Below are 25,382 nucleotides of genomic sequence, written 5' to 3'. Positions count from 1 at the left end.
CCTCCATGAACGAAGACATCCTGATCAATATCACGCCGCAAGAAACGCGCGTCGCCCTCATCCTGCAGGGCGCCGTGCAGGAATTGCACATCGAGCGCACGCTCACGCGCGGCCTGGCCGGCAATGTGTATTCCGGCAAAGTGGTGCGGGTGTTGCCGGGCATGCAGTCGGCCTTCATCGACATTGGCCTGGAACGCGCCGCCTTTTTGCACGTGGCCGACATCTGGGAAGCGCGCGGCCACGATGGCCAGAACGCCACGCCGGCGCCGATCGAAAAAATCCTCTTTGACGGCCAGGTGCTGACGGTGCAGGTGATCAAGGACCCGATCGGCACCAAGGGTGCGCGCCTGTCGACGCAGATTTCCATCGCCGGGCGCATGCTGGTGTACCTGCCGCAGGACAAGCACATCGGCATCTCGCAAAAAATCGAAAAGGAAGCGGAGCGCGAGCAATTGCGCGTGCGCCTGCAAAGCCTGCTGCCGCCCGATGAAAAAGGCGGCTACATCGTGCGCACCATGGCCGAGGACGCGTCCGATGCGGACCTGAAGGCGGACGTCGACTACCTGAGAAAAACCTGGAGCACGATCACGCACGGCGCGCGCACGCGTCCCGCCACCAGCCTGCTGCACCAGGACTTGAGCCTGGCGCAGCGCGTGCTGCGCGATTTCGTCGGCGATGAAACGGCCACCATCCAGGTCGATTCGCGCGAAAATTACGTGAAATTGCGCGAATTCGCGGAAATCTACACGCCCAGCGAACTGACCCGCTTGCAGCACTACACGGGCGAGCGCCCGCTGTTCGACCTGTACGGCGTGGAAGAGGAAATTCTGCGCGCGCTGGGGCGCCGGGTCGACCTGAAATCGGGCGGCTACCTGATCGTCGACCAGACGGAAGCGATGACCACCATCGACGTCAACACGGGCGGCTTCGTCGGCGGGCGCAATTTCGCCGACACCATCTTCAAGACCAACCTGGAAGCGGCGCACGCCATCGCCCGCCAGCTGCGCCTGCGCAACCTGGGCGGCATCATCATCCTCGACTTCATCGACATGGACAATGCCGAGCACCGCAACGCCGTGCTGGCCGAACTCAAACGCACCTTGTCGCGCGACCGCACCAAAGTCTCGGTGAGCAACTTCTCGCCGCTGGGCCTGGTCGAAATGACACGCAAGCGCACGCGCGAATCGCTGGCGCACATCCTGTGCGAACCGTGCCCCGCCTGCGCCGGCAAGGGCCAGGTAAAAACCTCGCGCACCATCTGCTATGAAATCCTGCGCGAACTGCTGCGCGAAGCCAAGCAGTTCAACCCGCGCGAATTCCGCATCCTAGCCTCGCAGGAAGTCGTGGATCTGTTCCTGGAAGAAGAATCGCAGCACCTGGCCATGCTCGGTGATTTCATTGGCAAGAAAATCTCGCTGCAGGTGGAGAACGCCTACCACCAGGAGCAATACGACGTGATTTTGATGTAGCGTTCAAGCAATTGCGTTTACACATATGACGTTGACGCATCAGTCAGGATGCGCGAATAATCAGCGAGCAAGCCAGGGAGGCATTACTGGCGAGCATTGGATAGGGTAGACTGCATCGCGCAGGTAGCGATCCGGGCAAGGCTCGTCGTCGTTGTGGCACAGGCATCGCCGCAACGTCGTGCTGCGACGGCAGACACCGTGTCATCCAATCTCGGCTGCAAATAAGGTTTCGGGATGTTTAGCCTTGTCGCAGGCGCACGAGTATCAAACGACATCCGATGATCTGCCCTGGCCGCCCAGAGGTGTGTGTAGGGACATGGGCTGTGACTTATAATTACTGCATGTGTTTGTGCGCGCGCCGGTGGACATTATTGCCAGTGGCGCTGTATCGTCAAAAAGAAATTAACTGAAGAAAATAAGAGAGAGTCATGCGTTTAGTTCCAACTATTTTATGCGGTGGTGTAGGCTCGCGCCTTTGGCCTGTCTCCCGTGATCTGCACCCAAAACCTTTCATTCGCCTGGCGGATGGGCAAAGCCTGTTGCAAAAGGCTTTCCTGCGTGGCGTTGCGTTGCCAGGTGTCGAGGAAATCCTGACCGTCACCAATCGTGAACTCTTCTTCAAGACCAAAGACGAATTCGGCGAAGTCAATCAGACACAACTACCGACCTCATTTATCCTCGAACCTTTTGGCCGCAATACTTCAGCCGCCATTGCTGCCGCATCACTGCATGTATCCGAGACGTATGGTGCCGATGCCGTCTTGTTGGTCCTGGCAGCAGATCATCTGATCGCCGATCAGGCAGCATTCGTCGATGCCGTCGCTGAGGCAGCCGTACTGGCGCAGCAAGGCAATCTGGTCACCTTTGGTATTCAGCCAGATGCGCCGGAGACCGGCTACGGCTACATTGAGGCGGACGGCAGCAAGGTGCTGCGCTTCGTCGAAAAGCCATCGCATGAAAAAGCTGTGGAATATCTCGAGTCCGGCCGCTTCTTATGGAACTCCGGTATGTTCTGCTTTACTGCCGGCAGCATGCTGGAAGCAATGGAGCAGTACTGTCCAGACATTCTCTCGACCACGCGCACCTGCATGGCGCAGGCCCGTAATGTGGAAGGCAAGGGCGTCAAGGAAATCGAACTCGGCGCCGACAGCTTTGCAAAAGTTCCCGACAACTCCATCGACTATACCGTCATGGAAAAATCCAGCAAAGTTGCAGTGGTTCCATGCAACATTGGCTGGAGCGATATTGGCTCCTGGAGTGCCCTGGCAGACCTTTCGGCGCCAGATGCCGACGGCAATCGCATCGATGCCGAGGCAATTTTGCATAATGTTACCAATTGCTATATCCACAGCGACAAACGCGTCGTTGGTGCGGTGGGCATCGATAATCTCATCATCGTCGATACGCCCGATGCCTTGCTGGTGGCAGACAAGTCCCGCACGCAAGATGTCAAGCATCTCTACGCAAAACTGAAATCGCAAGGGCACGAAGCGCACAAACACCATCTCACGGCACACCGTCCATGGGGCACTTACACCGTGCTTGAAGAAGACGCCAGCTTCAAGATCAAGCGCATCGAAGTCAAACCGGGAGCCTCCTTGTCGCTGCAAATGCACCATCATCGCAGCGAACACTGGATCGTTGTCAGCGGCATGGCGAAAGTAGTCAATGGTGATAATGAACTGTTCGTCAGAACCAATGAATCTACTTACATTCCTGCGGGCCACAAGCACAGGCTGGAAAATCCAGGCATGCTAAATCTGGTAATGATCGAAGTACAAAGTGGCGAATATCTTGGGGAGGACGATATCGTGCGCTTCCAGGATACTTATGGACGCGTCTGACGAGTCTCACGCAGTAATCCTCGAGAAATTAGTGTGAATTGATGAAGAACAGAACCGGATGCTATGCAAGGCGCTGACTGCTCGTAGTGAGCAACGCCGCAGAGCACCGGTTTATGGCAGTCAGAAATCACAGTCATTTATTCGGGCTTACTTAGCTGCAGTAATGCCGTATCGGCCGCGTTTTCGCGCCATTCCTGTAGCATATCGGCACTTGGCGACTGGCTTGGCCTGCATATGCTACATCGAGCACACGCTTCGATGTTCCACAGCCACCGTGGACATTGGCGAATAACAGCTTGCTTGTAGGTGCGGGGCAAGTTTAACCAGGCGCTCACCGGTCGAGGCGACGGCGCACAAAAAAACCTTCAGCCTATACACTCACGCATGCTGCCGCTAATCGGGCTGGTGCCGGGAGTCGTATCGCGCTTGGCTCGGACATTAATATCAGCATCATCGCGGCAGCGAACAAGTGCGACGTTATTTACGTGCAAGGCCTAGATACTTGATGGCTCCGGAAGGCGACCTGAAAGACGCGCCGACCAGCTCCAGTGCTTCCACAGAGTTATCTCCTGGGAACTGCATGCGGCGCGCGCTTCCAAGAAAGCGCATCCGGATATGGGCACGACTCAGGCCGGATCCAGGTAAAACACGGCGTACACCTTCAAAGGCGACGTCTCGGTGGCTTTTTCCGAACGCACGACGGAGCAATCGTCAGCGGCCAGGCTGCGCCAGTTCTGGATGCCGGCCTTGGCAAACATGGCGTGCGCCGGCGCATTGGCTGCCAGGTCCAGCACCAGGCAGGCGTTGCGCGGACCGGCGCCGTAATTGACGGCACGGATCTCGATGCCAAACGTCGTCATCCACGGTTCCCACAGGCCCTTTTCCTTGCCGGCCGCCATGCGCTCGAGCATTTCGCCAAAGCTAAGTCCCTTCTTGACGGTGCTGCGCAGGGCCTCCAGCGATGGCGCCAGGCGGGGATCGGGCTGCTTGTTGCCGGCGCGGATCTCGGCGATGGCCTTCAATTCCTTGATGATGGCCGCGTCGCGTTCCGTGTAATCGCGCATGCGCGCATAAAACTCGGCGTCCAGGAAAGGATTGACGGTCAGCTTGGCGACGCCCTCTTCGCGGCGTTTCGGGGAAGGCGTGTTGGTTTTGGTCATGGCGGTAGAGGGCAAGAGAAACGATGAGGGGCGCCAGTTTAACACCATGCGGCCCCTGCGGCGGCGCGGCGGGCGCTTTAATGTTGCGCCTGGCGGGTGCCGGCGGGCGGGGCCGCGGCGCCGGGCGCTCCCGGTGCCTGGAAAAACCGTCGCGGCCCGAAGAGGAAGACAGCGCCCGCATACAGTCCGGCCAGGGGGAAGCGCACGTCCTTGAGCAACTGGTGAAAAATGGCGATCGAGCGTGCGCGGGTGACGGGAATCTCGGCGCGCCACTGGCACAGCACGTCATGCACGAGGCTGGCGTGATACGTTGCTGGCAAGCCCAGGTGCTGCGCGCCATCGGGCGTGCCCACGTAAAACAGGCCGAGCACGCTGATACACGGCGAACAGCCATCCCAGGCGTAGCCGGCGCGGATGCGGATCGCCGATTCGCGGATGGTGACCCACTCGTTTTCAAACTCTATGCCGTCGAGCAAGGGCGAACAATAGCCATAGTCGCTGCCCAGCGCATAGCGCCAGGCGTTGCCGGGCATGCCGAAGTTCTTGGGCATCAGCGGCCTCCCTGCCGGGCTTGCTTTGCTGTCGATTGCATGGCGTTGTCTTGATAATTATCAATATCAAGATTTAAACATACTCAGGCGAAAGAAGGGCAAAAGGTGTCAGGCGCGCGGCGGGGCCGTCGATTCGCGCACCACCAGCTCCGGCTTCAGGCGCACGTCCAGCACGGACGACTCGGGCGATTCGATGGTTTGCAGGATCAATCGCGCCGCTTCCGTGCCGATGCCGTGGTGGCGGATGCGGATGGTGCTCAGGGGCGGGCGGATCATGTCCATGTAGGGCATATCGTTATGCCCTACGACGGAAATATCTTCAGGGCAACTCAAACCCAGTTCACGGATGGCGTCGTAACAGCCGATGGCCACCAGGTCACTGCCCGTCACCACGGCCGTCGTCTGCGGCGACTGGCGCAGCAGCTCCAGCAGGGCCGCCTTGCCGCACTCGCGCGAGTAGCCGCTGCTTTCAAAAACAAAGGCTTGCGACGGATCAAGTTCGCTGGCCTGGATGGCGGCCAGGAAGCCCAGCCGGCGCACATGGCCCGTGGACAGGTTTTCCGGGCCGGCGATATGCGCGATATGCCGGTGGCCCAGCGCCAGCAAGTGCTCCACGGCCAGGCGCATGCCCACCACGTCATCGCTGACGACGCATGAGGCCACGCCCGTCTCGTCGCTGCGGTTGACGGTGACGACGGGCACGTTCTGGTCGATGCACATCTTGATGACAGGATCGTGGCGCCGCGCCGTGGCCAGGATCAGGCCGTCGACCTGCTGCCCCAGCAGGCGGTTGATGACAAACAGCTGCTCTTCCTCGTCGGCGCCGACGTTGGCGACGATGGCCAGGTAGCCGTGTTTGCGCAAGCCTTCCTCGATGCCCAGCAGGATCGGGGGAAAGACGGCGTTGGTGATGTCGGGCAAGACCACGCCGATGATGCGCGACTTGCGCGTGACCAGGGTGGAGGCGGCGCGGTTGGGCCGGTAGCCGAGGCGGCCCGCCTCGGCCAGCACCCGCGCGGCGACCTCGGCGCTGACCATTTGCCGCGTTTGCGGATTCATCACGCGCGACACGGTGGAAAAATGCACGCCGCTGGCCCGGGCAACGTCGCTTAAGGTGGGGTTCTTGTTTGTCATGGGCTTCCCGGATCGCAATACCGTGATTTTATCGCAAAAAATGTCACTGCCGTCAAAAACCGAGCAAACGCTTGCATTGAAATATTGCCGCTATTCAAAGCGGTTTTGGTCTGCTTAAGCACAATCCAGCCTTGACAGCGTGCAAACGCTTGCATACCATGGCTCGGACTTACCACTCGGGCCTGATTGCCCTTCCCAGAATTCTTATGTCTACTTCCCACAGCAAGCACGCCGAACCGAACGGCGAAACCTTCAACCTGAAAGAAGCCGCCCTGGCCTATCACGCGGAACCCCGCGCAGGCAAGATTTCCGTCACGCCAACAAAACCGCTGGGCGACGCCCGCGCCCTGACCCTGGCGTACTCGCCGGGCGTGGCCTTTGCCTGCGAAGCGATCGTCGAAGATCCGCGCACGGCCGGCACCTACACCTCGCGCAGCAACCTGGTGGCCGTGATCACCAACGGCACGGCCGTGCTGGGCCTGGGCGATATCGGCCCGCTGGCCAGCAAACCCGTGATGGAAGGCAAGGCTTGCCTGTTCAAACAGTTCGCCGACGTCGATGTGTTCGACATCGAACTGGCCGAAAATGATCCCGACCTGTTCATCGACACCGTGGTGCGCATGGAGCCGACCTTTGGCGGCATCAACCTGGAAGACATCAAGGCGCCAGACTGCTTCTACATCGAGCAGCAATTGCGCAAGCGCATGAACATTCCCGTCTTCCACGACGATCAGCACGGCACGGCCATCATCGTCGCGGCCGGCATCCTGAACGGCCTGGAACTGGTGGGCAAGGATATCGGCAACGTCAAGGTGGCCGTCTCGGGCGCCGGCGCGGCCTCGATCGCCTGCCTGGACCTGCTGGTCTCGCTGGGCCTGAACAAGTCGCTGCTGAAAGTGTGCGACAGCCAGGGCGTGATCTACCCGGGCCGCGATGCCAGTATGGAAGAGAACAAGGCGCGCTACGCGAATGACACCAGCGACCGCGACCTGGCCGACGCCATGGTTGGCGCCGACATCTTCATCGGCGTGTCGAAAGGCGGCGTGGTGAGCGCGCAGATGGTCGAATCGATGGCCGCCAAGCCGCTGATCTTCGCGTTGGCCAATCCGCACCCGGAAATCGCCCCGGAGAAAGTGCATGCCGTGCGTGACGACGCCATCGTTGCTACCGGCCGCTCGGACTACCCGAACCAGATCAACAACGTGCTGTGCTTCCCGTACATTTTCCGCGGCGCACTGGACGTGGGCGCCACCACCATCAATGAAGAGATGAAACTGGCGTGCGTGCGCGCCATCGCCGCCCTGGCGAAAGAACCGCTGCCAGGTCACGAGAGCAGCGCCCTGACGCCGCTGCAGCTGATTCCTTCGCCATTCGACGAGCGCTTGCGCAGCTGGGTTGCGCCTGCCGTATCGCAAGCGGCGATCGCCACCGGTGTGGCCACGCGCATCCCAGCGACAGCTTGATACCCAAGGCAAGCAGACGCTTGCCTTGTCAAAAATTCCAGCAATTTACTATTGCTTACAAAAAAACCATGGCTGAAAACCATGGTTTTTTCCTTTCTGCCCGAGTAAGCGCTAAAGTAGTTGTCAATTCGAAATTTTTCTCAAGAGCGTTTTTGCATGAACCTTCGATTACAATGACGCCTACTTTATGTTGTTACAGTTGCCATAACGGCGATGACGTGTTACCAAGGATATTCATGCTCGGCCTGACTTCTGTTTGTGTTTTTCTTTTCTCAGCGTTGGCGCTGGCCGTCACCAGCGGATATTCACTTGGCGCCTTGGTTCTCTTGTTAGCCAGCATCTACCTGCTCTGGAAACGGCCGCGCCTGAACCTGCAAGGTCGCGATTACCTGTTGCTGGGCACCCTGCTGCTGTATTTCGCCATGTTCACGGCCAATATGCTGTACCACGCCGATCCGGCACGCGAGCTCGACATCCCGCTGCGCGCGCTGCTGGCCATTCCTGTACTGCTGTTACTGCTCGCCTATCCACCTCGCCCTGCTGCCTGGTGGGGCGGCGTGGCCATCGGTGCCATCGCCGGAGCGGCAGTCGCGCTTTGGCAATTGACCGTACTGCATATGGAACGTCCGCAGGCGGCAACCAGCAACGCCATTCACTTCGGCAATGCCAGCATGCTGCTGGGCATGCTGGCCCTCTGCGGCTTGGGCTGGGCTCGGGAACAGCGCCATCGCACCGTCTGGGCAGCGCTACTGCTCACCGGTGCCCTGGCCGGTATCCTCGGCTCCATCGTCAGTGGCAGTCGCGGTGGCTGGCTGGCATTGCCCGTGTGCGGCTGCATCTTCGCCGTGCATTATTCAAGAGGCCGCGGCAAGCACTATCTGGCCGGCCTGCTGACATTGTTTTTGGCGGTAGCCGTCATCGCGTACGCGCTTCCAAATTCCCCTGTACGTGAACGTGCAGCCGTCGCCATTGACGACTTGAAAAAATATGAGCACAACGGCGATGTCAGCACATCCATCGGGCAACGGATAGAGATGTGGCGCACGGCAATAGCCTTGTCAGGTGAAAATATATGGCTGGGCATGGGGCGCACTGGCTACCTGGCCGCGAAACAGCAACTGGCGGCCGAGGGAGGCATGAACAAGATTGTGCTCGACTATACCAACGCGCATAACGACTACATCGATGCCATGGTCAAGCGCGGCACTTTCGGCCTGCTCACTCTGCTGGCCCTGTTCTTCATGCCGCTGACGCTATTCGCGCGCGCATTGCGCCACAGTCCCGCCGCAGCCAAGCCGTATGCATTGGGCGGCAGCATCCTTTGTACCTGCTACCTGATTTTTGGATTGACGACGAGTTCGTTAACCTTAAACATCGGCATCATCATGCTGGTCTTCCCGATGGTGATGCTGTGGGCCATGTTGCGCCATCAAGAGCGCACGGCCTGAATGTTCTTTCCAGCTGACCGCTCTTACCTTGCCTGCCAGGAACCATACTGATGCTGACGCCCGATCTGAAGCGCCTTACCGCGCTGCATGCGCCCTATAAAAAACACCTGGCCCTGGCCCTGCTGGCGATGGTCGTCACGGCGGGCACCGAGCCCTTGCTGCCGTATGCGCTCAAGCTGCTGCTCGACAATGGCTTCGGCGGCAAGGTCGAGTTTTCCTACTGGCTGGTGCCACTGATCGTCATTGGCATCTTTTTCGTTCGCGGCGTGTCCACCTTTGCCAGTAGCTACCTGATGAACTATGTCTCCACGCGCATTCTCAACGAGTTGCGGCGCAGGATGTTTGCCAGCATGCTCAACTTGCCCATCGACTTCTACAACACGCACACGGTCGGCAAAGTCATCAACTCCATCATGTTCGAGGTGCAGCAGATCATCGAGATGGTAACCAAGGTATTTACTTCCATCGTGCGTTCATCGCTGACCGTGCTGGGCCTGCTGGCATGGCTGTTGTACCTGAATTGGGCACTGACCCTGGTCACCCTGGTGCTGCTGCCCGTGCTGACCATCGTCGTGCGCACCACGGGCAAGCGCCTGAAAAAGCTCAACCGCGACTCGCTGGCCGTCAATGCCGAACTGACCCAGGTCATCGAGGAAACCACGCGCGCCCAGCAAGTGATCAAGATCTTCGGCGGCCAGGACTACGAGAAATCGCGCTTTGAAGAGCGCGCCGAACAATTGCGCCGCTACAGCATGCGCATGACCACGACCTTTTCCGCCACCGTGCCCATCACCCAGGTCATCACGGCCGCCGCCGTGGCCCTGGTCATCGTGATGGCCCTGTTCCAGTCGGAGCAGGGACAGATCACGGTAGGGGGGTTTGTTTCCTTCATCACGGCCATGCTGATGCTGCTGACGCCTTTGAAGCAGCTGGCTGAAGTCAACGGTCCCTTGCAGCGCGGCATGGCCGCCGCGGAAGAAGTCTTCCTGCTGATCGACAAGACGCCGGAGCGGACGGGCGGCAAGCCGCTGGCTGGCCGCTGCAGCGGGCGCATTGAATTCAACGACGTCAGCTTTGCCTATCCAGGCCATGCGGAACCGGCCTTGCAGCACATCAACCTGCGCATCGAGCCAGGACAGACGGTGGCCTTTGTCGGCATGTCCGGCGGCGGCAAATCGACGCTGGTCAGCCTGCTGCCCGGCTTTTACTCGGCCAGCAGTGGCGCAATCTTGCTCGATGGCCAGAATATCGATGACATCGCCTTGACCAGCCTGCGCAGCCAGATTGCCATGGTCAGCCAGAACGTGGTGCTGTTCGATGACAGCCTGGCCGCCAATATCGCGTACGGCGATGCGGCACCGGACCGGCGACGCATCGAAGCGGCCGCGGCGGCCGCCTTCCTGTCGGACGTGATCGATGGTTTGCCGGACGGCCTGGAAACGCGCCTGGGCGACAATGGTTCGCGCCTGTCCGGCGGCCAGCGCCAGCGCGTGGCCATCGCCCGCGCCATTTACAAGGATGCACCCATCCTGATCCTCGATGAAGCCACCTCGGCGCTGGATACGGAAGCGGAACGGGCCGTGCAAGCGGCGCTGGAACACCTGATGCTGGGCAGAACAACCTTAGTTATTGCCCATCGATTATCAACGATTGAACGCGCAGACCGTATCGTGGTATTGTCGCATGGGAAAATAATGGAAACCGGCAGTCACCAGCAATTGTTGGATGCCAACGGCGCATACGCCAATCTGCATCGCCTGCAATTTTCCCAGCAAGTGGTTTGATACCATCGAATAAATACCTGAAATCGCACTGATACATGACGCCCTTGATTCCCGCCGAACTTCTTCAAAAGTCGGACAAAATCCTCTTCATCGCCCACCTGGCGCTGGGAGACTTCACCTATCTGCAAAATGGCTTTCGCGCCTTTGCGGCAGCCTATCCGCACATCAAGATCCACCTGTGGGTCGATGAAGTGCGGCGCACTTCCGATGCCAAGCAATGGGAGAGCCTGCGCACCTACTCGCTGTACGACTGGGTCGAACAATCCGGCTTCTTCACCAAGGTTTACCGCAAGACTTACAGCCCCGCACTCTACGAAGAATCGCTGCGCGAAGCGCAGGCGGAGCACTACCCGATAGTCGTCTCGCTGGCGCATATCCGCCCGCAGCTATACGCGGACCTGGCACGCATGATCAGCACGGATGGGCTGGTGATCGGCACGCGCAAGCCGTTCAGCCCGCTGCGCCTCTGGCATTATCTGGCCTACCGCAAGATCGACGCCGTGCTGTCCTCCTATGCGGGCCAGGATGCGGGCGAACACCATATCAGCAGCGTGTACGCGGACTGGTTTCATCAGCTGACGGGACTCGATATTCCCATGGCGGAACGCTATCCCTTCGTGCACATCCCTGACACCGCCTTGCAGCAGGCTCAGGCCCAGTTGGCCACCTGGGGCTTCGCGCCGCGCCAGGGTCCGCTTGTACTCCTGAACCCGTTTGCCAAGTCGCACAAGCGCGGCTGGCCGCTGGAACGCATCGCCGAGCTGATAGCGCGCATGCAGGCGATGCCGAAATGGAAAGATGCCTGCTTCCTGATCAATGCCATGCCGCAGGAACTGGCCAAGGTGGATGCCGTCGTGCAGGCGCATGGCTTGCCGCGCACGCAGGCCTTCAGCGCTGTCGACAACTTTTTCCAGCTGCCCGCCATGCTGGCGCAATGCGACCTGATCATTTCAGTGGAGACGTCGATCATGCATCTGGCGAATGCCGTGCATGTGCCGGTGGTTGCGCTGATGCGCAAGAAGAATCCGGAATGGGCGCCCTTCGACAGCGCCAACAGCACCGTCATCACGGTGGCGCGGCGCAGCGACTGGGTCAAGGCGATTTCAGTCGAACAGGTCTTGAAGGCGATCGCCTAGACAAGGTAACAAGGGCTAGCTGGTGGCCAGCATGCTGATGCGCACCAGGTCGGCCACATTATCCACACCCAGCTTGTCCATCAGGCGCGCCTTGTGCACTTCTACGGTCCGCACGGAAATGCCCAGCGCAGGGCCGATATCGCGGTTGTGCTGGCCCGTCACGACCAGCTGCATCACCTCCCGTTCGCGCGGCGTCAACGCCTGCAGCAAGGCTTGCCCTTCCACCTGGCGCAGCAACTGGCCACGCGCGTGCGCCTCGCGCGAAAATGCCTCGTCGATGGCCGCCAGCAGCTTGTCATGGTCGAAGGGCTTTTCCAGGAAGTCGCTGGCCTGCGCCTTGAATGCCTGGCGTGCCAGCGCCACGTCGCCATGGCCCGTGATGATAATAACGGGCAACAGACACCCGAGTTCCAGCAAGCGGCGCTGCAGGCTCAAGCCATCCATGCCCGACATGCGGATATCGATCAGCAGACAGCCGGCCCACTCGCGCCGCCAGCTGTGCAGGAAATCCTCGCCGCAGGAAAACAGGGCCGTGCGGTAACCGCGCACGCCCAGGAGCAAACCCAGCGCATCGCGCACGGCAGGGTCGTCGTCCACGATAAACACCGTCAAATTACTTGTCACCATACTCTCCTGTCGCGCCGCCACTGGCGCGCGCCAGGGGCAGGACAAAACGAAAAATGCCATGCTTGCCCACCTCGGCCCACAGCTGGCCGCCATGCGCCTCGACGATAGCGCGGCTGAGCACCAGGCCCAGCCCCAGTCCGCTGGCCTTGGACGAGGCAAACGGTTCGAACAGGCGCGCCGCCAGGCTGTTCGAAATGCCTGGCCCGCTGTCTTCCACGGACAGGCGCAGGCGCCCGCCCTCTAGACGCTCGGCCGACACCGTGATGCTGCGCTGGCCACGCGGCTGGCCCAGCACGGCATCCTGCGCATTGGCCAGCAGGTTGCGAAGCACTAATTCTATTTGCAGACGGTCGGCGTTGACGGCCAGCGGCGACGGCGGCGCCAGCACCAGCTTGATGCCATGCTCATGAAACAGCGGCGTAAACTGGCGCGCCATGCCGGCGATCAAGGCGCTCGCCTCCACCGCCTCAAGCTGCATCGCGCCCGTGCGGAAGAAATCGCGCAAGCGCCGCACCACTTCCGCCGCGCGCCCCGACTCGACGATCATGTGGCCAACGGCGCTTTGCAGCAAGGCGCCGCTCTCGCCGCGCTCCAGCAGGTACTCGCAAGCCTTGCCGTACGTCGACAGGGCCGTCAGCGGCTGGTTCAGCTCATGCGCCAGGGCGGCGGCCATCTCGCCGGCCGCCGCCAGGCGCATCGTGTATTTCAGTTCGTCGGCCACCTGGCGCATTTCATCGACGACGATGCCGATAAAAAAGCCCACCAGCGCCAGCACGGCATCGAGCATCTGCAATTCATAAAACTGGATATTCACGACATGCGACCATTTCACCAGGGTGATGATGCACAGCTGCAGCACGAACACGGCCAGCACGGCCCCATGCAAGCCCTGGCGCGACGCGGCCCAGATCACCGGCAGAAACAGAAAGTAGAAATGCTTGTATTCGGAGCGGACAATGGAACCAAAGACGCTCCACAGCACAAAACTGGCCAGCGCCAGGTAGGCCAGGGTTTCCCAGCGCCAGACGGCACAGCGCAGGCGCTCGCGCCCACGCGCGCTGACGAGTACCCAGATCAGCGGCATCGACACGACGATGCCCACCGTGTCGCCTATGCCGAAACGCAGCACCGCCGTGACCCATTCGCCGGCCGGGATGCGTCCCGTCAGCGACAGCAGCGAGATGTAGCCGAGCGCATTGAGCATCGTGCCAAGCAGCACGATGGCCACCCAGCTGCTCAGGCGGCGCCGGTTGTCGAAGATGTCGCTGCTGCTGAAACCACGGCGCAAGGCCGCGCCGATGCCGCCATAACCGAGCACCAGCCAGGCCGAGCAGAGCAAGGTCAGGGGCAAGCCCGCCGGCATGCCGCGCACCAGTACCTCGCCGGCCAGCAGGGCGATAAACCACGGCAAGGCCGCCTTGCGGCCATGGATCAGCCAAAATACCAGTCCCAGCGCCGGGTCGGGATTCCAGGGCGTAATATTTAGCCCGTACATCGGATCGATATACGTGGCCCAGTCGAACAGCAGATACAGGCCGACGAAGGCGGGATACTGCAGATAGGGGGAAACGGATGGGCGCATGGACGGTATGTTCGGACTGTCCCGCATTATGCATCGCAGGCGCGCGCCACGCCATGGGGTATTGCGTTAAAGGCACATTCGATAATTTTCCTGCAATACCCGCATGCCATCCGGCTGCTAGCCTCCGCCGGCCAATGGCAGGCGCACTTCCACCAGCAAGCCGACGCCGCCACTGCCCCGATGCAACTGAATCGAGCCGCCATGCTGGCGCACCACCGAGGCCACGATGGACAAGCCCAGGCCGCTGCCCGGCTGCCCTTGCTGCGGCGCGCGGAAGAAGCGGTCGAAGACGCGCTCATACAGCTCTGGCGCGATACCCGGCCCCTGGTCCGCCACGTGCAGCACGGCCTGCTTGCGCTCAGCGTGCAGCGACACCGTCACGCTGCTGCCGCGCGGACTGTACTTGATGGCGTTCTCCACCAGGTTATCAATCAGCGACACCAGGCTCTCGCGCTGGCCCGGCACGCGCAGCGACACGCTGGCCTGCAATTCCAGCTCGATATCGCCGGCCTGCGCCAGGCCGGACAGGGCGGCCAGGCGGTCCTGCAGCAATAGATCGAGCACCTGCGGCAGGCGCTCGCCCCCTTCCGCCTGCACCTCGTTGCGCGTCAACTGCAGCAACTGTCCCACCAGGCGCGCGGCACGATTGCCGCTATTTAAGATGCCATCCAGCAGCTCCTGCTGGCGCGGGTCATGCGTCTGGCCTTGCAAGGCTTCCACATTCACGCGCATCGCCGCCAGCGGCGTGCGTAGCTCATGCGTGGCATCGGCGATGAAGCTGCGCTCACGCGCGGCGCTGGTATCGACCCGCTGCAGCAGCGCATTGATATTGTCGACCAGCGCCGCCAATTCGCCGTGCGGCGGCTTGAACGCCAGCGGGCGCAAATCCTGCGGCCCGCGCGCGGCCACCTCCTGCGCCACCTTGCGCCAGGGACGCATGGCCAGGCGGATCGACAGCCAGGCCGGCAGCAGCAGGAAGGGCAAACTGATCAGCAAAGGCAGCAAATAATAGCCGCGCGAATTGATGGTGATGAAAAACTGCCAGGCGCCGCCCGCTTCCAGCACCGTCACGCGCGTGGCGCCCTCGGTCAGGCTGCGGCTGCGCCAGGCCTGGCCCTTGACGTACACCACTTCCATCTGTTCCGGTCCGGCGCTGCGGATGCCGCTGGGCGCATCCGCCGATTTATAGATCAGCTGGCCATCGCGCCATACCAGGATGCGCGGCGCCAGTTCGGGCACGTCGCCATCGTCAAACTCTTCGCGCAAGGCCGCGTCAAGCAGGCCCAGGCTCTGCTGCTGGCGCGCGGGCTGATCGGCCAGGTTATCGGCCACGCTGATAATGGCGCGCAATACCCCGCGGCCCACATTGCTGTTCTCGCCCGTGCCCTCCAACAGCACATACGCCACGGCCAGGCTCCACAGCACGCTCAGCATCAGCATTTGCGCGATCATCAGGCGGCGTACCAGGGTGGGCCGGCGCAGCATGGCCCAGAAACGGCCCATCATGCGCCCGGTCCCGGCTGGGCAGGCGGCTCGCCGTGCTGGTCAATGACATACCCGACGCCGCGCACGGTACGGATATAGCCTTCGCCTATCTTGCGGCGCAAGTTGCCCATATGTACATCCAGGGTATTGCTGGCATTGGCCAGGCCGCCGGGCAAGATATGCTCTTCCAGCACGCGGCGCGTGATGACCCGGTTGGCGCGCATCAGCAAGGTTTTCAGCAAGGCATATTCGCTTGCCGTCAGCTCCACGGCACGGCCATGCACGCTGACCCGGCGCGTGGGCACCTGCAGCAGCAAGCCGCGCAACTCGATGGTATCGCCATCAAAACCGTAGCTGCGGCGCGCCAGCGCACGCACGCGCGACAGTAGCTCGGCCAGCACGAAGGGTTTCACCAGGTAATCATCAGCGCCGCCATCGAGACCGCGCAGGCGCTGCTCCAGCGTATCGCGGGCACTGAGGATCAGCACGGGCAGGCGCGCCGCGCGCAAGCGGGCCAGCAGGTCGAGTCCGTCGCCGTCCGGCAAGCCCAGGTCCAGCAGCACCAGTTCGCAACTGTCGTGCTCGATACTGCGCGCCGCATCCTCGAGGCTGCGCACCCAGACCACTTGCAGGCCCTGGTCGCGCAAGGCAATGCGCACGCCGTTGCCCAGGTCCATATCGTCTTCTATCAGCAGTATTTTCATGAGTACTATTAAACCACTGCAAGCTGAAGAATGGGTAAAGACAGCCTCTTCATGCAATCTTAATAAAAGGCTCATTTTTCCTTCATGACACAGGCAGATACTGTCCGCAGTCAATCGAGCCACTCCGGACTCGGTTCTCCACCTGACGGAAAACGCCATGCACACACCGACCACCCTGCTGACCTCGCTGGCCCTGGCCAGCGGCCTGACCCTCAACCCACTGGCCGCCGTGGCTGCCGAGCCCGCCGCGGAAAATGTCTTCACCATCGGCGGCGGTGTTGCTGCCATTTCCAGCTATTCCGGTGCCGACAAACTGTCCGCCTCGCCGCTGATCATCCTCGACTACGCCATGGCCAATGGCCTGTTCATCAGCACCTCGCGCGGCATCGGCTACGGCGGCCAGGCCGGGCCTTTCAGCTACAGCGCCGCGCTGGGCTACCGCGGCAACCGCGAAGACCACAAGCGCAAGGGTATCAATGGCTGGGGTGGCAGCGATTTCCTGAAGGGCATGGGCGAAGTCAAGGGCAACGCCAGCGCGCTGCTGAGCGCCGGCTATTCGCCGCTGCCCGGCCTGTCGCTGAGCATCGCCAGCGACATTCCCCTGTCGAACCGGGAAAATGGCGCGAACGTGCATTTCGGCGCCAGCGGACAGATTTATGGCCGGGCCGATGCCAAGGGCGCGCAGCAGGACAGCGTGACCATCAGCGGGCAGCTGGGTTGGGGCGAGCGCAAGTATGTGCAGACCATGTATGGCGTGACGGCGACGCAGGCGGCAAATACGGCGTTCAAGCAATACACGCCCAAAGGCGGCTTCTATGAGGCGCAGGCCACCGTCAACTGGGAACACCGCATCGATGCACGCTGGGGCGTCAACACCCTGCTTGGCGTCGAACGCCGCCTGGGCGACGCGGCAAAGAGTCCCATCGTGCAGCGCAAGACGTCCCCGATCGCCGCGCTCTACGTCACCTACCGTTACTAAAAAACAGGCGGCATAAGGGAAACCCGTACGCTGTTTCGCCAATTTACACGGGCAAAGGGCGTGGCTAAGATGGCCCGGTTTCCTTCCTGAAGCCAGCTCTTTCATGCATGCATCGCACCCTGCCCCGCAACGTCTTGACCGCGCCCCGGACAGCGCGGCGGGCGGCTGCGGCAAGGCCATGCAGGACACCTTGCTGCTGTTGCTGCCCATCAAGCGCGCCAGCGACATCATCTATGGCGCGCGCTATGCCCGGCGCCTGCAGGAATGGGGCATCAAGGTCAGCGTCAGCCTGCTGCACGTGACGCCGGCACCGCTACACCCAGCGGACGGCATGCCGCAACTGGGCCCGAGCGATGGCGATACGCTGGATCTGGCAACCCGGCAGATGATGCACGAAGCGGGCCTGTACCTGAGCCGTACACAGATCGTTTTCAGTACGCATATCTTCGCCGGCGAGCTGCTCTTCACCATACTCGACGCGGCTGAACTGCTCGGTTGCCATGAAATCGTCATGCCGGCTCTCAAGCCCAGCCCGTGGCAGCGGCGCTTTTCCGGCACCCTGGCGCGCAGGCTGGCACGCGCCACGCGCTGCGCCACCGTGTTGCTGGCCGATACCGACGGCATGAGCGGAGCGCCGCCGGCCTGAACAATTATGGCCCGCACCACGCACCACCTCCCGACCGTCTTCCTTACTACCTTGGAAAGAAAGTGCCTGATGACACAAGCAATCACCCTGCATGCTGGCCTGGCCAACATGCCACCTGGCTTCTCACGCACGCGCGAACTGCTCAAGCTGCAATTGCGGGCGCGCCTGCAGCAGCCGCAAACACGCATCTGGCTGCAGCTGCTCAACTCCCACCCCGTCTTTGCCGACTTGCTGCATGCGTATCCGCGCCTGATGCACAAGGTCTACCGCCACTACCTGAGCAAGAATTTTTCTTGCCGCCAGCGCGTGGCCTTACTGGTCGAGCACTACCACTTCATCCTGCAGCAAGGCTGGGAACAGCTGATGGCGCAGGCGGCGCGCGCGCCGGTGCGCCTGGGAACGGTAGCGGGAAAATCGGGGGCGCCCTACCATCTGCAGCTGTGCTCCTTGCAGCCGATGGACCGCGAAGGCGAGATGGTCTTGCAACTGGCGCATGGCAACGACGTGATTTATTCAGTGGCCTTTACTTTCTTCGGCAGCCGCACGCGTTCCGGCATGAGCGTCGGCATCGGTTGCGTGCAGGGCCCGCGTGGCGCGGAAGGCTTGCGCCGCGTGCGTGAGGCAACACGCGACCTGCACGGCATGCGCCCGAAAGCCCTGATGGTACGCCTGGTGCGCCAGCTGGGACATGAACATGGCTGCCGTAACATGATTCTGGTCGGCAATGCCAACCGTGCCGTGCACCACTCGGCCAGGAAAGGCCGTTTGTTCGCCGACTACAATGCACTCTGGCAAGAACTTGGCGCACAGCTGCGCCAGGACGGTGATTTTGAATTGCCATGCGAAAACCTGCCCCTGCCCGCCATGGAAAGTATTCCATCAAAAAAACGTTCGGAAGCACGCAAGCGCCACGAACTGACCTTGGCCATGATCGCCAGCCTGCGCAGCGGCCTCGACGTTCATCGTAACCCTGTCCAGGTCGCCTTGAACCACGCCACGCCAGCAGCCAACGATACGCGCCAGCCATTCGACCTCGACGACGACTACGCTTCCGCCGTCGCCTGATTTTCCCTGGCCAAGCGCACGACGCCCCGCCCCCGCGTCATTGCAGCCGCCACCTGCGCAGCACATTCCCGCCCCTGCGGCACACGCCTGAAACCCGTTTATTCCACAATCCTGTTACGCTAGCGCTATCGGTGCAGTGCGCCGGTTCCCCCAACGCTTACCAGGAGGCATTCATGCGCGTAGACATCTACCGCCGGGCCGAACACGACGGCATTTTTTCCTATCTCGCAGTGCCGGAAGGAAAGATCATCCCTGAAGAGGTGACCAACACGGACTGGCAGCTGGAAGTACGCGCCAGTGAAGTGGCCGACGATGCCCAGGCCTTGCCCGACTACCATATCGACCAACCGCACCAGCAGATCGCCGCCAAGGGCTACGCCATCACGGGCCTGAAAGATATGTAGATGTAAAAAAAGCCAAACCTGAATCGCTCCGGTTTGGCTTTGTTCTGTGCGGCAAGGGCGTCCGTCAGTATTCGACGGCCACCTCTTGCGCGCCCAGCATCTGCTCGAGCGCCGTCTGCAATTCATCCGACGGCGCCACCCGCCACTCGTCGCCAAACTGCAGCACGCAGCTGACACCCTGCGGACTGACGCGCGCGGCGATCGGCAAGCCCGTCTCGGCACGGTGCGGCATGATCACGTCGCGGATGCGCTTGGTATCAAGATTGGCCGGCAGTACCAGGCCCAGCTGGCGGCCATACTGCACCCGCGCGGCGATGATGTCGAAGGCGCTCTCGGCCGTGATGCGCAAGCCGCCGGAAAAACGGTCTTCCGACACCTTGCCGACGACGGCGAGGAATTCATCTTCCTTGAAGATTTTCTTGTTGGCATCGAACAATTCACCATACACCGTCACTTCCACCGTGCCGCTCTTGTCGTCCAGGGTGACGATGAGAATCTTGCCGCGCTGCGTCATCTGCGTGCGCAAGCCCGTGATGACGCCGGCCATCATGCGCGGTTCGCGCGACGGCGACAGTTCCGACAGTTTCGTGCGGGCAAAACGGCGCGCCTCGGGCGCATACGAATCGAACAGGTGGCCGGACAAATAAAAGCCCAGCGCGATCTTTTCTTCCGTCAATCGCTGTTTATCGGTCCACACGGGCACCTTGACATACTCGGGCGGCGCCACCATGTCGCTGTCGTCGCCGCCAAACAGGCTCACCTGGTTGGCCGCCTTGGCCGCCTGGTCCGCGCATTCCATGGCAAAGGCGACGGATGACAGCAGGATGGCGCGGTCGACCTTCAGGCAATCAAACGCGCCGCTGCGGATCAGCGACTCGATGGTGCGGCGGTTGATCTGTTTCTTGTCCACCCGCTTGCAGAAATCGAACAGGCTCGTAAACGGCCCGCCCGCTTCGCGCGCGGCGATGATGGCTTCAATGGCGTTCTGGCCGGAACCCTTCACGGCGCCCAGGCCATAGCGGATCTGCGTGACTTTCTTGCCGCTGACGGACGGCGCGGCGCCGCTAGGCGTAAAACGGTAATCGGATTCGTTGATATCCGGCGGCAACAAGGTCAGCTTGCAGATTTCCAGCGAATCTTCCACCAGAATCTTGATCTTGTCCGTGTCGTCCATGGCCAGCGACAAGTTGGCGGCCATGAAGGCGGCCGTGTGGTGCGCTTTCAAATACGCTGTGTGATACGACAGCAAGGCGTAGGCGGCGGCGTGCGATTTATTAAAACCGTAGCCGGCGAACTTTTCCATCAAGTCGAAGATCTCGTCGGCTTTTTCCGCCGTCAAGCCGTCTTTCGCCGCACCGGCGCGGAAGATCTCGCGGTGCTCGGCCATCTCTTCGGCCTTCTTCTTACCCATGGCGCGGCGCAGCATGTCGGCGCCGCCCAGCGAGTAGCCGCCGACGATCTGCGCCATCTGCATCACCTGCTCCTGATACACCATGATGCCGTAGGTTTCGGACAGAATCGATTCCGTGCGCGGATCGGGATAGTCGAAGCGTTCGCCGTGCTTGCGCTTGCAGAAATCGGGAATCAGGTCCATCGGACCCGGGCGGTACAGCGCCACCAGCGCGATAATGTCCTCGAAGCGGTCGGGACGCGCGTCTTTCAGCATGCCCTGCATGCCGCGCGACTCGAGCTGGAACACGGCCACGGTCTTGGCCTTGGTCAGCAAGTCGTACGACGGCTTGTCGTTCAGCGGCAAGGTCGCCAGGTCGAAGTTCGCCTGCGCCGGGTCGAGCTGCTTGATGTAGCGCACGGCGCGGTCGAGAATGGTGAGGGTCGTCAGACCCAAAAAGTCGAACTTCACCAGACCGACGGCTTCCACGTCATCCTTGTCGTACTGCGACACGACGCCGGAATCGCCACCCTGCGTGTACAGCGGGCAGAAATCCGTCAGCTTGCCGGGAGCAATCAAGACGCCACCCGCGTGCATGCCGATGTTGCGCGTGATGCCTTCGACTTGCTGCGCCAGGTCCAGCAGCTGCTTGACCTCTTCCTCGTTTTCCAGGCGCTCCTTGAGCAGCGGTTCCTCTTCGATGGCGTCGGCGATCGACACGGGCTTGCCCGGCTTGAACGGGATCAGCTTGGAGATGCCGTCGCAGAAGTTGTAGCCGAAATCCATCACGCGGCCGACGTCGCGGATCGCGCCCTTGGCCGCCATGGTACCGAAGGTGGCGATCTGCGAGACGGCCTCCTTGCCATACAAATCCTTGACGTGCTGGATGACGCGGTCGCGCCCTTCCTGGCAAAAGTCAATATCGAAGTCGGGCATCGAGACGCGTTCTGGATTCAAAAAACGCTCGAACAGCAGGTTGTACTGCAGTGGATCGAGGTCGGTAATGAGCAGCGAATACGCCACCAGCGACCCCGCACCGGAGCCGCGGCCCGGGCCGACGGGCACGCCGTTTTCCTTGGCCCACTGGATAAACTCGGCCACGATCAGGAAGTAGCCGGGGAACTTCATGTTGCAAATCGTATCCGTCTCGAATTTCAAGCGTGACTCGTAGCGCGGGCGCTCCTTTTCACGCCGTTCGGCATCGGGATACAGCTGTAATAAGCGTTTTTCCAGGCCCGCCTGCGATTCGGCGACGAGGAACTGGTCGATCGTCATGCCTTCGGGCGTGGGGAAGTTCGGCAGTTGCGGCTTGCCCAGGGTCAAGGTCAGATTGCAGCGCTTGGCGATTTCCACGGAATTGGCCAGCGCGGCCGGCAGGTCGGCGAACAGTTCGGCCATGTCGGCCTGCGACAGGAAGCGCTGGCTGTCATTGAAACGTTTCACGCGCTTGGCATTGGCCAGCATTTCGCCTTCGGCGATACAGGTACGTGCTTCGTGGGCAATAAATTCTTCTGGCGAAATAAATTGCACGGGATGCGTGGCCACCACGGGCAAACCCAGCTTGGCCGCCAGCGCCACCGCATGGCGCACCTGCGCTTCCTGGTTGGCCTGGCCGCCGCGCTGGATTTCGACATAGAAATGCCCGGGGAAAATCTCGGCCCAGCGCTGCGCATTGCGTTCGGCCAGGGCCAGGTTGCCATTCTCGATGGCAATGCCGACATCGCCGAAGTGCGCGCCCGACAGCGCGATCAAGCCATTGGCCGCGCTTTCGCCCGGATACAAGTCATAGGTATTCGTCGCCAGCGCCTGCAGCCACTCGATGCGCAGCTCGGCGCGGCCCTTGTACTGGTTCGTCAGCCAGGCCGTCGACAGCAGTTCGCACAGTTGCAGATAGCCCATGCGGTTCTTCGCCAGCAACAGCAAACGCGACGGTTTCTCGCGGTTGTCGTCATTCGTGATCCACACGTCGACGCCGACGATGGGCTTGATGCCCTTGCCGCGCGCTTCCTTGTAGAACTTGACCATGCCAAACAGGTTCGACAGGTCGGTGACGGCCAGCGCCACCTGCTTGTCTTTCGCGGCCGCCTTGACCACGTCGTCGATGCGCACCAGGCCATCGACGATCGAGTACTCCGAATGCACGCGCAAGTGGACAAATCCAGGGCCTTGCGGGGCTTGCTGCTGATCTTGCGCTGCACCTGCCGGAGCGCCGGCCTCTTGCATTACCATTTCCATCCTGTGTACCGTTTCCTGCAAAATTCAATGGGGTCTATTCTACCGCGTCGCGGCCCCGGACCGGCGAAGCGCGCCCCGGCAGCCGGCAAGAAATTCCTGCCATGCACACCCGGCCAGCGCGGCACAAGGTGGCCCGGCGGGTATCCCGCCCGGCCCGCCGGGCTTATAATATCGGCTGTTCAGTCTAAGCCGATCGCCATCATGCAAGCCATCACCCCAGCAACACCCTCCGTTTCCGCCGCCGCCAGCCCGCTGGCCGCCGCGCCCGCCACTACGTTTGTCAATATTGCCGCGTATAAATTCATCACGCTGGACGATACGGAAGCCATGCGCCCGCTGTACCAGGAGCAATGCCTGGCGCTGGGCCTGAAGGGGACGATCCTGCTGACGCCGGAGGGCATCAATATGTTCCTGTCGGGCACGCGCGAGCATATCGATGCCTTCCTCGCCTGGGTACGCAGCGACGCGCGCCTGGCCGACCTGGAGTGGAAAGAAAGCTTGTCGAATGAGCAATCGCACAAGCGCATGCTGGTCAAGCTGAAAAAAGAAATCATCACCATGCGCATGCCGCTGATCAAACCGGAACTGGGCCGCGCCCCCTCCGTCGACGCGCATACGCTCAAGCGCTGGTTGGACGCCGGCGTCGACGATGCGGGCAAGCCCGTGGTCATGATGGAAACGCGCAATGCGTTTGAAGTGGACGTGGGCACGTTCAACAACACGCTCGATTATCGTATCGACAAGTTCACGGAATTCCCGGCCGTGGCCGCCGCCCACAAGGATGAGCTGGAAGGCAAGACCGTCGTGACCTTCTGCACGGGCGGCATCCGCTGCGAAAAGGCCGCCATCCACATGAAGGAAATCGGCTACGACAGCGTGTACCAGCTCGACGGCGGTATCCTGAAGTATTTCGAGGAAGTGGGCGGCGAGCACTACACGGGCGACTGCTTCGTCTTCGACTACCGGACTGCCCTGAACCCGAAGCTGGAACCGACGGAAACCGTGCAGTGTTTCGTCTGCCGCGCCGTCGTCACGCCACGCCAGCAGCTGGCGCCGGAATATGTATATGAGGTGTCTTGCCCGCATTGCTTCGGCAAAAAACAGGCGTAGGCGCCCGTACGGCGCATCGCGTACAGAGTGGACTCTTGACGGATTGAGTAAAAAAAGGAAAGCTAAAAATGCAATTTTTTAACAAGTTCGACCGGTTTTATACAACCAGTGTCACCAGCCCGTTTCCAGACCGCCTCAACGGACGTCACGCTGCGATTATTGCCCGCAATAGCGATCAACTCGCGGGCAAGCGGATTCTCGATATCGCCAGCCATGATGGGCGCTGGACCTTCGCCGCCCTGCAGGCCGGAGCGGCGCACGTGACGGGAATCGAGCCGCGCCAGGAACTGATCGACAATGCCATCGCCACCTTCGATCAGTATGGCATCGATCCGTCGCGCTACAACTTCCACTGCGGCGATGTGTTCGAACACCTGCAGGCACAGACTTACGACGTGGTCCTGTGCCTGGGCTTTTATTACCATACCGTCCGCCATGCGGAACTGCTCGACCGCATTGAGCGCACGGGGGCCGCTTTTGTCATCATCGATACGGAAGTGATTCCGCCCGAGGGCAATGCAAGCTCGGCCGCTAGCGACGATAGCCGCCTGGTGTTCAATAACCCCAACAGCATTCAGTTGCTGCGCGAACCGGTCGATGACCAGCAGATGGCGTGCAGCGACTCCCTGACCCGTAATGGCCATACTTTGGTGGGCCGCCCGTCGCGCGCCGCCGTCGAGTATCTGGCCGAGCATTTCGGCTACACATCGCAGACCTATGACTGGGCAGCCTACTTCGCGGCCCATCCTGAACACAGCGCGACGATGAACGATTACAACAAAGGCTGGCGCGAGACGTTTTACCTGTCCCGCAAATAATCGGGTCCGGTCACGTTGCGGCCGCATGCGCCGCAACGTATCAGGCAGGCTGCTCTTCGCTGACCAGGCAGATATCGCCCTGCCAGGACACATAGCCCGATGATTTGATGTGCCACTTGAAGACGCCTGCAGCGATCTGGTCTTCCGAGGTGACGACTGGCGCGCTGAAGCGCACTTCCGAGGCAAATTCCTGCGTCAACTCCAGCACGCCGTCATGTTCGCCCTGCTGCGTCAGCACGCGCCATGGCAAGGGATTATCATTGTCGTTGCGGTTATTAAAACGGATGTAGATGTGTTTTTTTGACATTTTCTTGCTCCTTGATAAAATCAGTTATGCCGGACCAAAGG

At 61.2% G+C, this 25,382-nt stretch carries 20 protein-coding genes and 1 pseudogene; 12 read left to right on the top strand and 9 right to left on the bottom strand.

The annotated features are described in order from the left end of the window. Positions 1 to 5 precede the first annotated feature (5 nt). Positions 6 to 1,469 (top strand): ribonuclease G, encoded by a 1,464-nt coding sequence (rng, locus tag ACQ4WR_RS05925; RefSeq protein ID WP_034747098.1) that lies wholly within the window; start codon positions 6 to 8, stop codon positions 1,467 to 1,469. Between the two features lie 428 nt (positions 1,470 to 1,897). Beyond that, positions 1,898 to 3,313 carry a mannose-1-phosphate guanylyltransferase/mannose-6-phosphate isomerase gene (locus tag ACQ4WR_RS05920; protein ID WP_436485928.1) on the top strand — a complete coding sequence of 472 codons (1,416 nt, stop codon included), beginning with the start codon at positions 1,898 to 1,900 and terminating at the stop codon, positions 3,311 to 3,313. 626 nt (positions 3,314 to 3,939) lie between these two features. On the opposite strand, the gene ACQ4WR_RS05915 is transcribed toward ACQ4WR_RS05920, so the two are convergent. The 3 genes from ACQ4WR_RS05915 to ACQ4WR_RS05905 form a co-directional block, all read right to left on the bottom strand. After that, positions 3,940 to 4,473 carry a hypothetical protein gene (locus ACQ4WR_RS05915; RefSeq protein WP_436485926.1) on the bottom strand — a complete coding sequence of 178 codons (534 nt, stop codon included), beginning with the start codon at positions 4,471 to 4,473 and terminating at the stop codon, positions 3,940 to 3,942. A gap of 77 nt (positions 4,474 to 4,550) precedes the next feature. Then, positions 4,551 to 5,024: a hypothetical protein gene (locus ACQ4WR_RS05910; protein ID WP_436485924.1), complete on the bottom strand. Its 474-nt coding sequence runs from the start codon at positions 5,022 to 5,024 to the stop codon at positions 4,551 to 4,553. 108 nt (positions 5,025 to 5,132) lie between these two features. Then, positions 5,133 to 6,158 carry a LacI family DNA-binding transcriptional regulator gene (locus ACQ4WR_RS05905; protein WP_436485923.1) on the bottom strand — a complete coding sequence of 342 codons (1,026 nt, stop codon included), beginning with the start codon at positions 6,156 to 6,158 and terminating at the stop codon, positions 5,133 to 5,135. A gap of 206 nt (positions 6,159 to 6,364) precedes the next feature. Here ACQ4WR_RS05905 and ACQ4WR_RS05900 point away from each other — a divergent pair. The 4 genes and pseudogenes from ACQ4WR_RS05900 to ACQ4WR_RS05885 form a co-directional block, all read left to right on the top strand. Beyond that, a pseudogene (locus ACQ4WR_RS05900) lies at positions 6,365 to 7,603 on the top strand (malic enzyme-like NAD(P)-binding protein); the annotation flags it as partial. A 254-nt stretch (positions 7,604 to 7,857) separates the two neighbouring features. After that, positions 7,858 to 9,069, top strand: coding sequence for an O-antigen ligase family protein (locus tag ACQ4WR_RS05895; protein ID WP_436485921.1), 1,212 nt, complete (start codon positions 7,858 to 7,860; stop codon positions 9,067 to 9,069). A 50-nt stretch (positions 9,070 to 9,119) separates the two neighbouring features. After that, positions 9,120 to 10,853 carry a lipid A export permease/ATP-binding protein MsbA gene (msbA, locus tag ACQ4WR_RS05890; RefSeq protein WP_436485919.1) on the top strand — a complete coding sequence of 578 codons (1,734 nt, stop codon included), beginning with the start codon at positions 9,120 to 9,122 and terminating at the stop codon, positions 10,851 to 10,853. A gap of 35 nt (positions 10,854 to 10,888) precedes the next feature. Further along, a complete protein-coding gene (locus ACQ4WR_RS05885; protein ID WP_102294229.1) occupies positions 10,889 to 11,989 on the top strand; it encodes a glycosyltransferase family 9 protein in 1,101 nt (366 codons plus the stop codon). A 15-nt stretch (positions 11,990 to 12,004) separates the two neighbouring features. Here ACQ4WR_RS05885 and ACQ4WR_RS05880 read toward each other — a convergent pair whose 3' ends face one another. The 4 genes from ACQ4WR_RS05880 to ACQ4WR_RS05865 all read right to left on the bottom strand — a co-directional run bounded on the left by ACQ4WR_RS05880 (position 12,005) and on the right by ACQ4WR_RS05865 (position 16,387). After that, positions 12,005 to 12,616, bottom strand: a complete 612-nt coding sequence (locus ACQ4WR_RS05880) for a response regulator transcription factor (protein WP_436485917.1) — start codon at positions 12,614 to 12,616, stop codon at positions 12,005 to 12,007. Beyond that, the gene (locus ACQ4WR_RS05875) at positions 12,603 to 14,198 is read right to left on the bottom strand and encodes an ATP-binding protein (RefSeq protein WP_436485916.1); all 1,596 of its coding nucleotides are present in this window, start codon (positions 14,196 to 14,198) and stop codon (positions 12,603 to 12,605) included. The genes ACQ4WR_RS05880 and ACQ4WR_RS05875 overlap by 14 nt, the downstream gene beginning before the upstream one ends. Before the next feature lie 117 nt (positions 14,199 to 14,315). Continuing rightward, on the bottom strand, positions 14,316 to 15,704 hold the full coding sequence (locus tag ACQ4WR_RS05870; RefSeq protein WP_436485914.1) for a sensor histidine kinase: 1,389 nt from the start codon (positions 15,702 to 15,704) through the stop codon (positions 14,316 to 14,318). After that, positions 15,701 to 16,387, bottom strand: coding sequence for a response regulator (locus ACQ4WR_RS05865; RefSeq protein ID WP_102294225.1), 687 nt, complete (start codon positions 16,385 to 16,387; stop codon positions 15,701 to 15,703). Before ACQ4WR_RS05865 ends, ACQ4WR_RS05870 begins: the two co-directional genes overlap by 4 nt. 157 nt (positions 16,388 to 16,544) lie before the next feature. Here ACQ4WR_RS05865 and ACQ4WR_RS05860 point away from each other — a divergent pair, with 157 nt between their 5' ends. From ACQ4WR_RS05860 to ACQ4WR_RS05845, 4 genes are all read left to right on the top strand, one after another. Beyond that, positions 16,545 to 17,366 carry a MipA/OmpV family protein gene (locus ACQ4WR_RS05860; RefSeq protein WP_436485912.1) on the top strand — a complete coding sequence of 274 codons (822 nt, stop codon included), beginning with the start codon at positions 16,545 to 16,547 and terminating at the stop codon, positions 17,364 to 17,366. 103 nt (positions 17,367 to 17,469) lie between these two features. Continuing rightward, complete coding sequence (locus ACQ4WR_RS05855) at positions 17,470 to 18,012, top strand: universal stress protein (protein ID WP_436485911.1); 543 nt, start codon at positions 17,470 to 17,472, stop codon at positions 18,010 to 18,012. 69 nt (positions 18,013 to 18,081) lie between these two features. Beyond that, on the top strand, positions 18,082 to 19,077 hold the full coding sequence (locus tag ACQ4WR_RS05850) for a VirK/YbjX family protein (protein WP_436485909.1): 996 nt from the start codon (positions 18,082 to 18,084) through the stop codon (positions 19,075 to 19,077). Between the two features lie 173 nt (positions 19,078 to 19,250). Then, positions 19,251 to 19,481, top strand: coding sequence for a DUF6139 family protein (locus ACQ4WR_RS05845; protein WP_131372015.1), 231 nt, complete (start codon positions 19,251 to 19,253; stop codon positions 19,479 to 19,481). Between the two features lie 64 nt (positions 19,482 to 19,545). On the opposite strand, the gene dnaE is transcribed toward ACQ4WR_RS05845, so the two are convergent. Further along, positions 19,546 to 23,094 (bottom strand): DNA polymerase III subunit alpha, encoded by a 3,549-nt coding sequence (gene dnaE / locus ACQ4WR_RS05840; RefSeq protein ID WP_436485907.1) that lies wholly within the window; start codon positions 23,092 to 23,094, stop codon positions 19,546 to 19,548. Positions 23,095 to 23,307: 213 nt separating this feature from the next. On the opposite strand from dnaE, the gene ACQ4WR_RS05835 reads away from it, so the two are divergent. Both ACQ4WR_RS05835 and ACQ4WR_RS05830 read left to right on the top strand, forming a co-directional pair. Continuing rightward, the gene (locus ACQ4WR_RS05835) at positions 23,308 to 24,216 is read left to right on the top strand and encodes a sulfurtransferase (RefSeq protein WP_436485905.1); all 909 of its coding nucleotides are present in this window, start codon (positions 23,308 to 23,310) and stop codon (positions 24,214 to 24,216) included. Positions 24,217 to 24,284: 68 nt separating this feature from the next. Further along, complete coding sequence (locus ACQ4WR_RS05830) at positions 24,285 to 25,034, top strand: class I SAM-dependent methyltransferase (RefSeq protein WP_436485903.1); 750 nt, start codon at positions 24,285 to 24,287, stop codon at positions 25,032 to 25,034. Positions 25,035 to 25,074: 40 nt separating this feature from the next. On the opposite strand, the gene ACQ4WR_RS05825 is transcribed toward ACQ4WR_RS05830, so the two are convergent. After that, entirely contained in the window at positions 25,075 to 25,341 is a 267-nt protein-coding gene (locus ACQ4WR_RS05825) for a hypothetical protein (protein WP_092713984.1), read from the bottom strand. Positions 25,342 to 25,382 lie beyond the last annotated feature (41 nt).

This window comes from Janthinobacterium amylolyticum, from assembly GCF_051380655.1.
Classification (GTDB): Bacteria; Pseudomonadota; Gammaproteobacteria; order Burkholderiales; family Burkholderiaceae_D; genus Janthinobacterium.
The sequence above is the reverse complement of the archived record's forward strand: the minus strand, read 5'-3'. Positions and strand labels throughout refer to the sequence as shown.

What these genes read in the sequence shown, in the direction of transcription:
- ACQ4WR_RS05870 (WP_436485914.1), bottom strand. Translation starts at nt 15,704, where the DNA reads ATGATGGGCCGTTTCTGGGCCATGCTGCGCCGGCCCACCCTGGTACGC.
- msbA (WP_436485919.1), top strand. Translation starts at nt 9,120, where the DNA reads ATGCTGACGCCCGATCTGAAGCGCCTTACCGCGCTGCATGCGCCCTAT.
- ACQ4WR_RS05910 (WP_436485924.1), bottom strand. Translation starts at nt 5,024, where the DNA reads ATGCCCAAGAACTTCGGCATGCCCGGCAACGCCTGGCGCTATGCGCTG.
- rng (WP_034747098.1), top strand. Translation starts at nt 6, where the DNA reads ATGAACGAAGACATCCTGATCAATATCACGCCGCAAGAAACGCGCGTC.
- ACQ4WR_RS05860 (WP_436485912.1), top strand. Translation starts at nt 16,545, where the DNA reads ATGCACACACCGACCACCCTGCTGACCTCGCTGGCCCTGGCCAGCGGC.
- ACQ4WR_RS05835 (WP_436485905.1), top strand. Translation starts at nt 23,308, where the DNA reads ATGCAAGCCATCACCCCAGCAACACCCTCCGTTTCCGCCGCCGCCAGC.
- ACQ4WR_RS05850 (WP_436485909.1), top strand. Translation starts at nt 18,082, where the DNA reads ATGACACAAGCAATCACCCTGCATGCTGGCCTGGCCAACATGCCACCT.
- ACQ4WR_RS05885 (WP_102294229.1), top strand. Translation starts at nt 10,889, where the DNA reads ATGACGCCCTTGATTCCCGCCGAACTTCTTCAAAAGTCGGACAAAATC.
- ACQ4WR_RS05865 (WP_102294225.1), bottom strand. Translation starts at nt 16,387, where the DNA reads ATGAAAATACTGCTGATAGAAGACGATATGGACCTGGGCAACGGCGTG.
- ACQ4WR_RS05915 (WP_436485926.1), bottom strand. Translation starts at nt 4,473, where the DNA reads ATGACCAAAACCAACACGCCTTCCCCGAAACGCCGCGAAGAGGGCGTC.
- ACQ4WR_RS05845 (WP_131372015.1), top strand. Translation starts at nt 19,251, where the DNA reads ATGCGCGTAGACATCTACCGCCGGGCCGAACACGACGGCATTTTTTCC.
- ACQ4WR_RS05920 (WP_436485928.1), top strand. Translation starts at nt 1,898, where the DNA reads ATGCGTTTAGTTCCAACTATTTTATGCGGTGGTGTAGGCTCGCGCCTT.
- ACQ4WR_RS05855 (WP_436485911.1), top strand. Translation starts at nt 17,470, where the DNA reads ATGCATGCATCGCACCCTGCCCCGCAACGTCTTGACCGCGCCCCGGAC.
- ACQ4WR_RS05825 (WP_092713984.1), bottom strand. Translation starts at nt 25,341, where the DNA reads ATGTCAAAAAAACACATCTACATCCGTTTTAATAACCGCAACGACAAT.
- ACQ4WR_RS05905 (WP_436485923.1), bottom strand. Translation starts at nt 6,158, where the DNA reads ATGACAAACAAGAACCCCACCTTAAGCGACGTTGCCCGGGCCAGCGGC.
- ACQ4WR_RS05875 (WP_436485916.1), bottom strand. Translation starts at nt 14,198, where the DNA reads ATGCGCCCATCCGTTTCCCCCTATCTGCAGTATCCCGCCTTCGTCGGC.
- ACQ4WR_RS05895 (WP_436485921.1), top strand. Translation starts at nt 7,858, where the DNA reads ATGCTCGGCCTGACTTCTGTTTGTGTTTTTCTTTTCTCAGCGTTGGCG.
- dnaE (WP_436485907.1), bottom strand. Translation starts at nt 23,094, where the DNA reads ATGCAAGAGGCCGGCGCTCCGGCAGGTGCAGCGCAAGATCAGCAGCAA.
- ACQ4WR_RS05880 (WP_436485917.1), bottom strand. Translation starts at nt 12,616, where the DNA reads ATGGTGACAAGTAATTTGACGGTGTTTATCGTGGACGACGACCCTGCC.
- ACQ4WR_RS05830 (WP_436485903.1), top strand. Translation starts at nt 24,285, where the DNA reads ATGCAATTTTTTAACAAGTTCGACCGGTTTTATACAACCAGTGTCACC.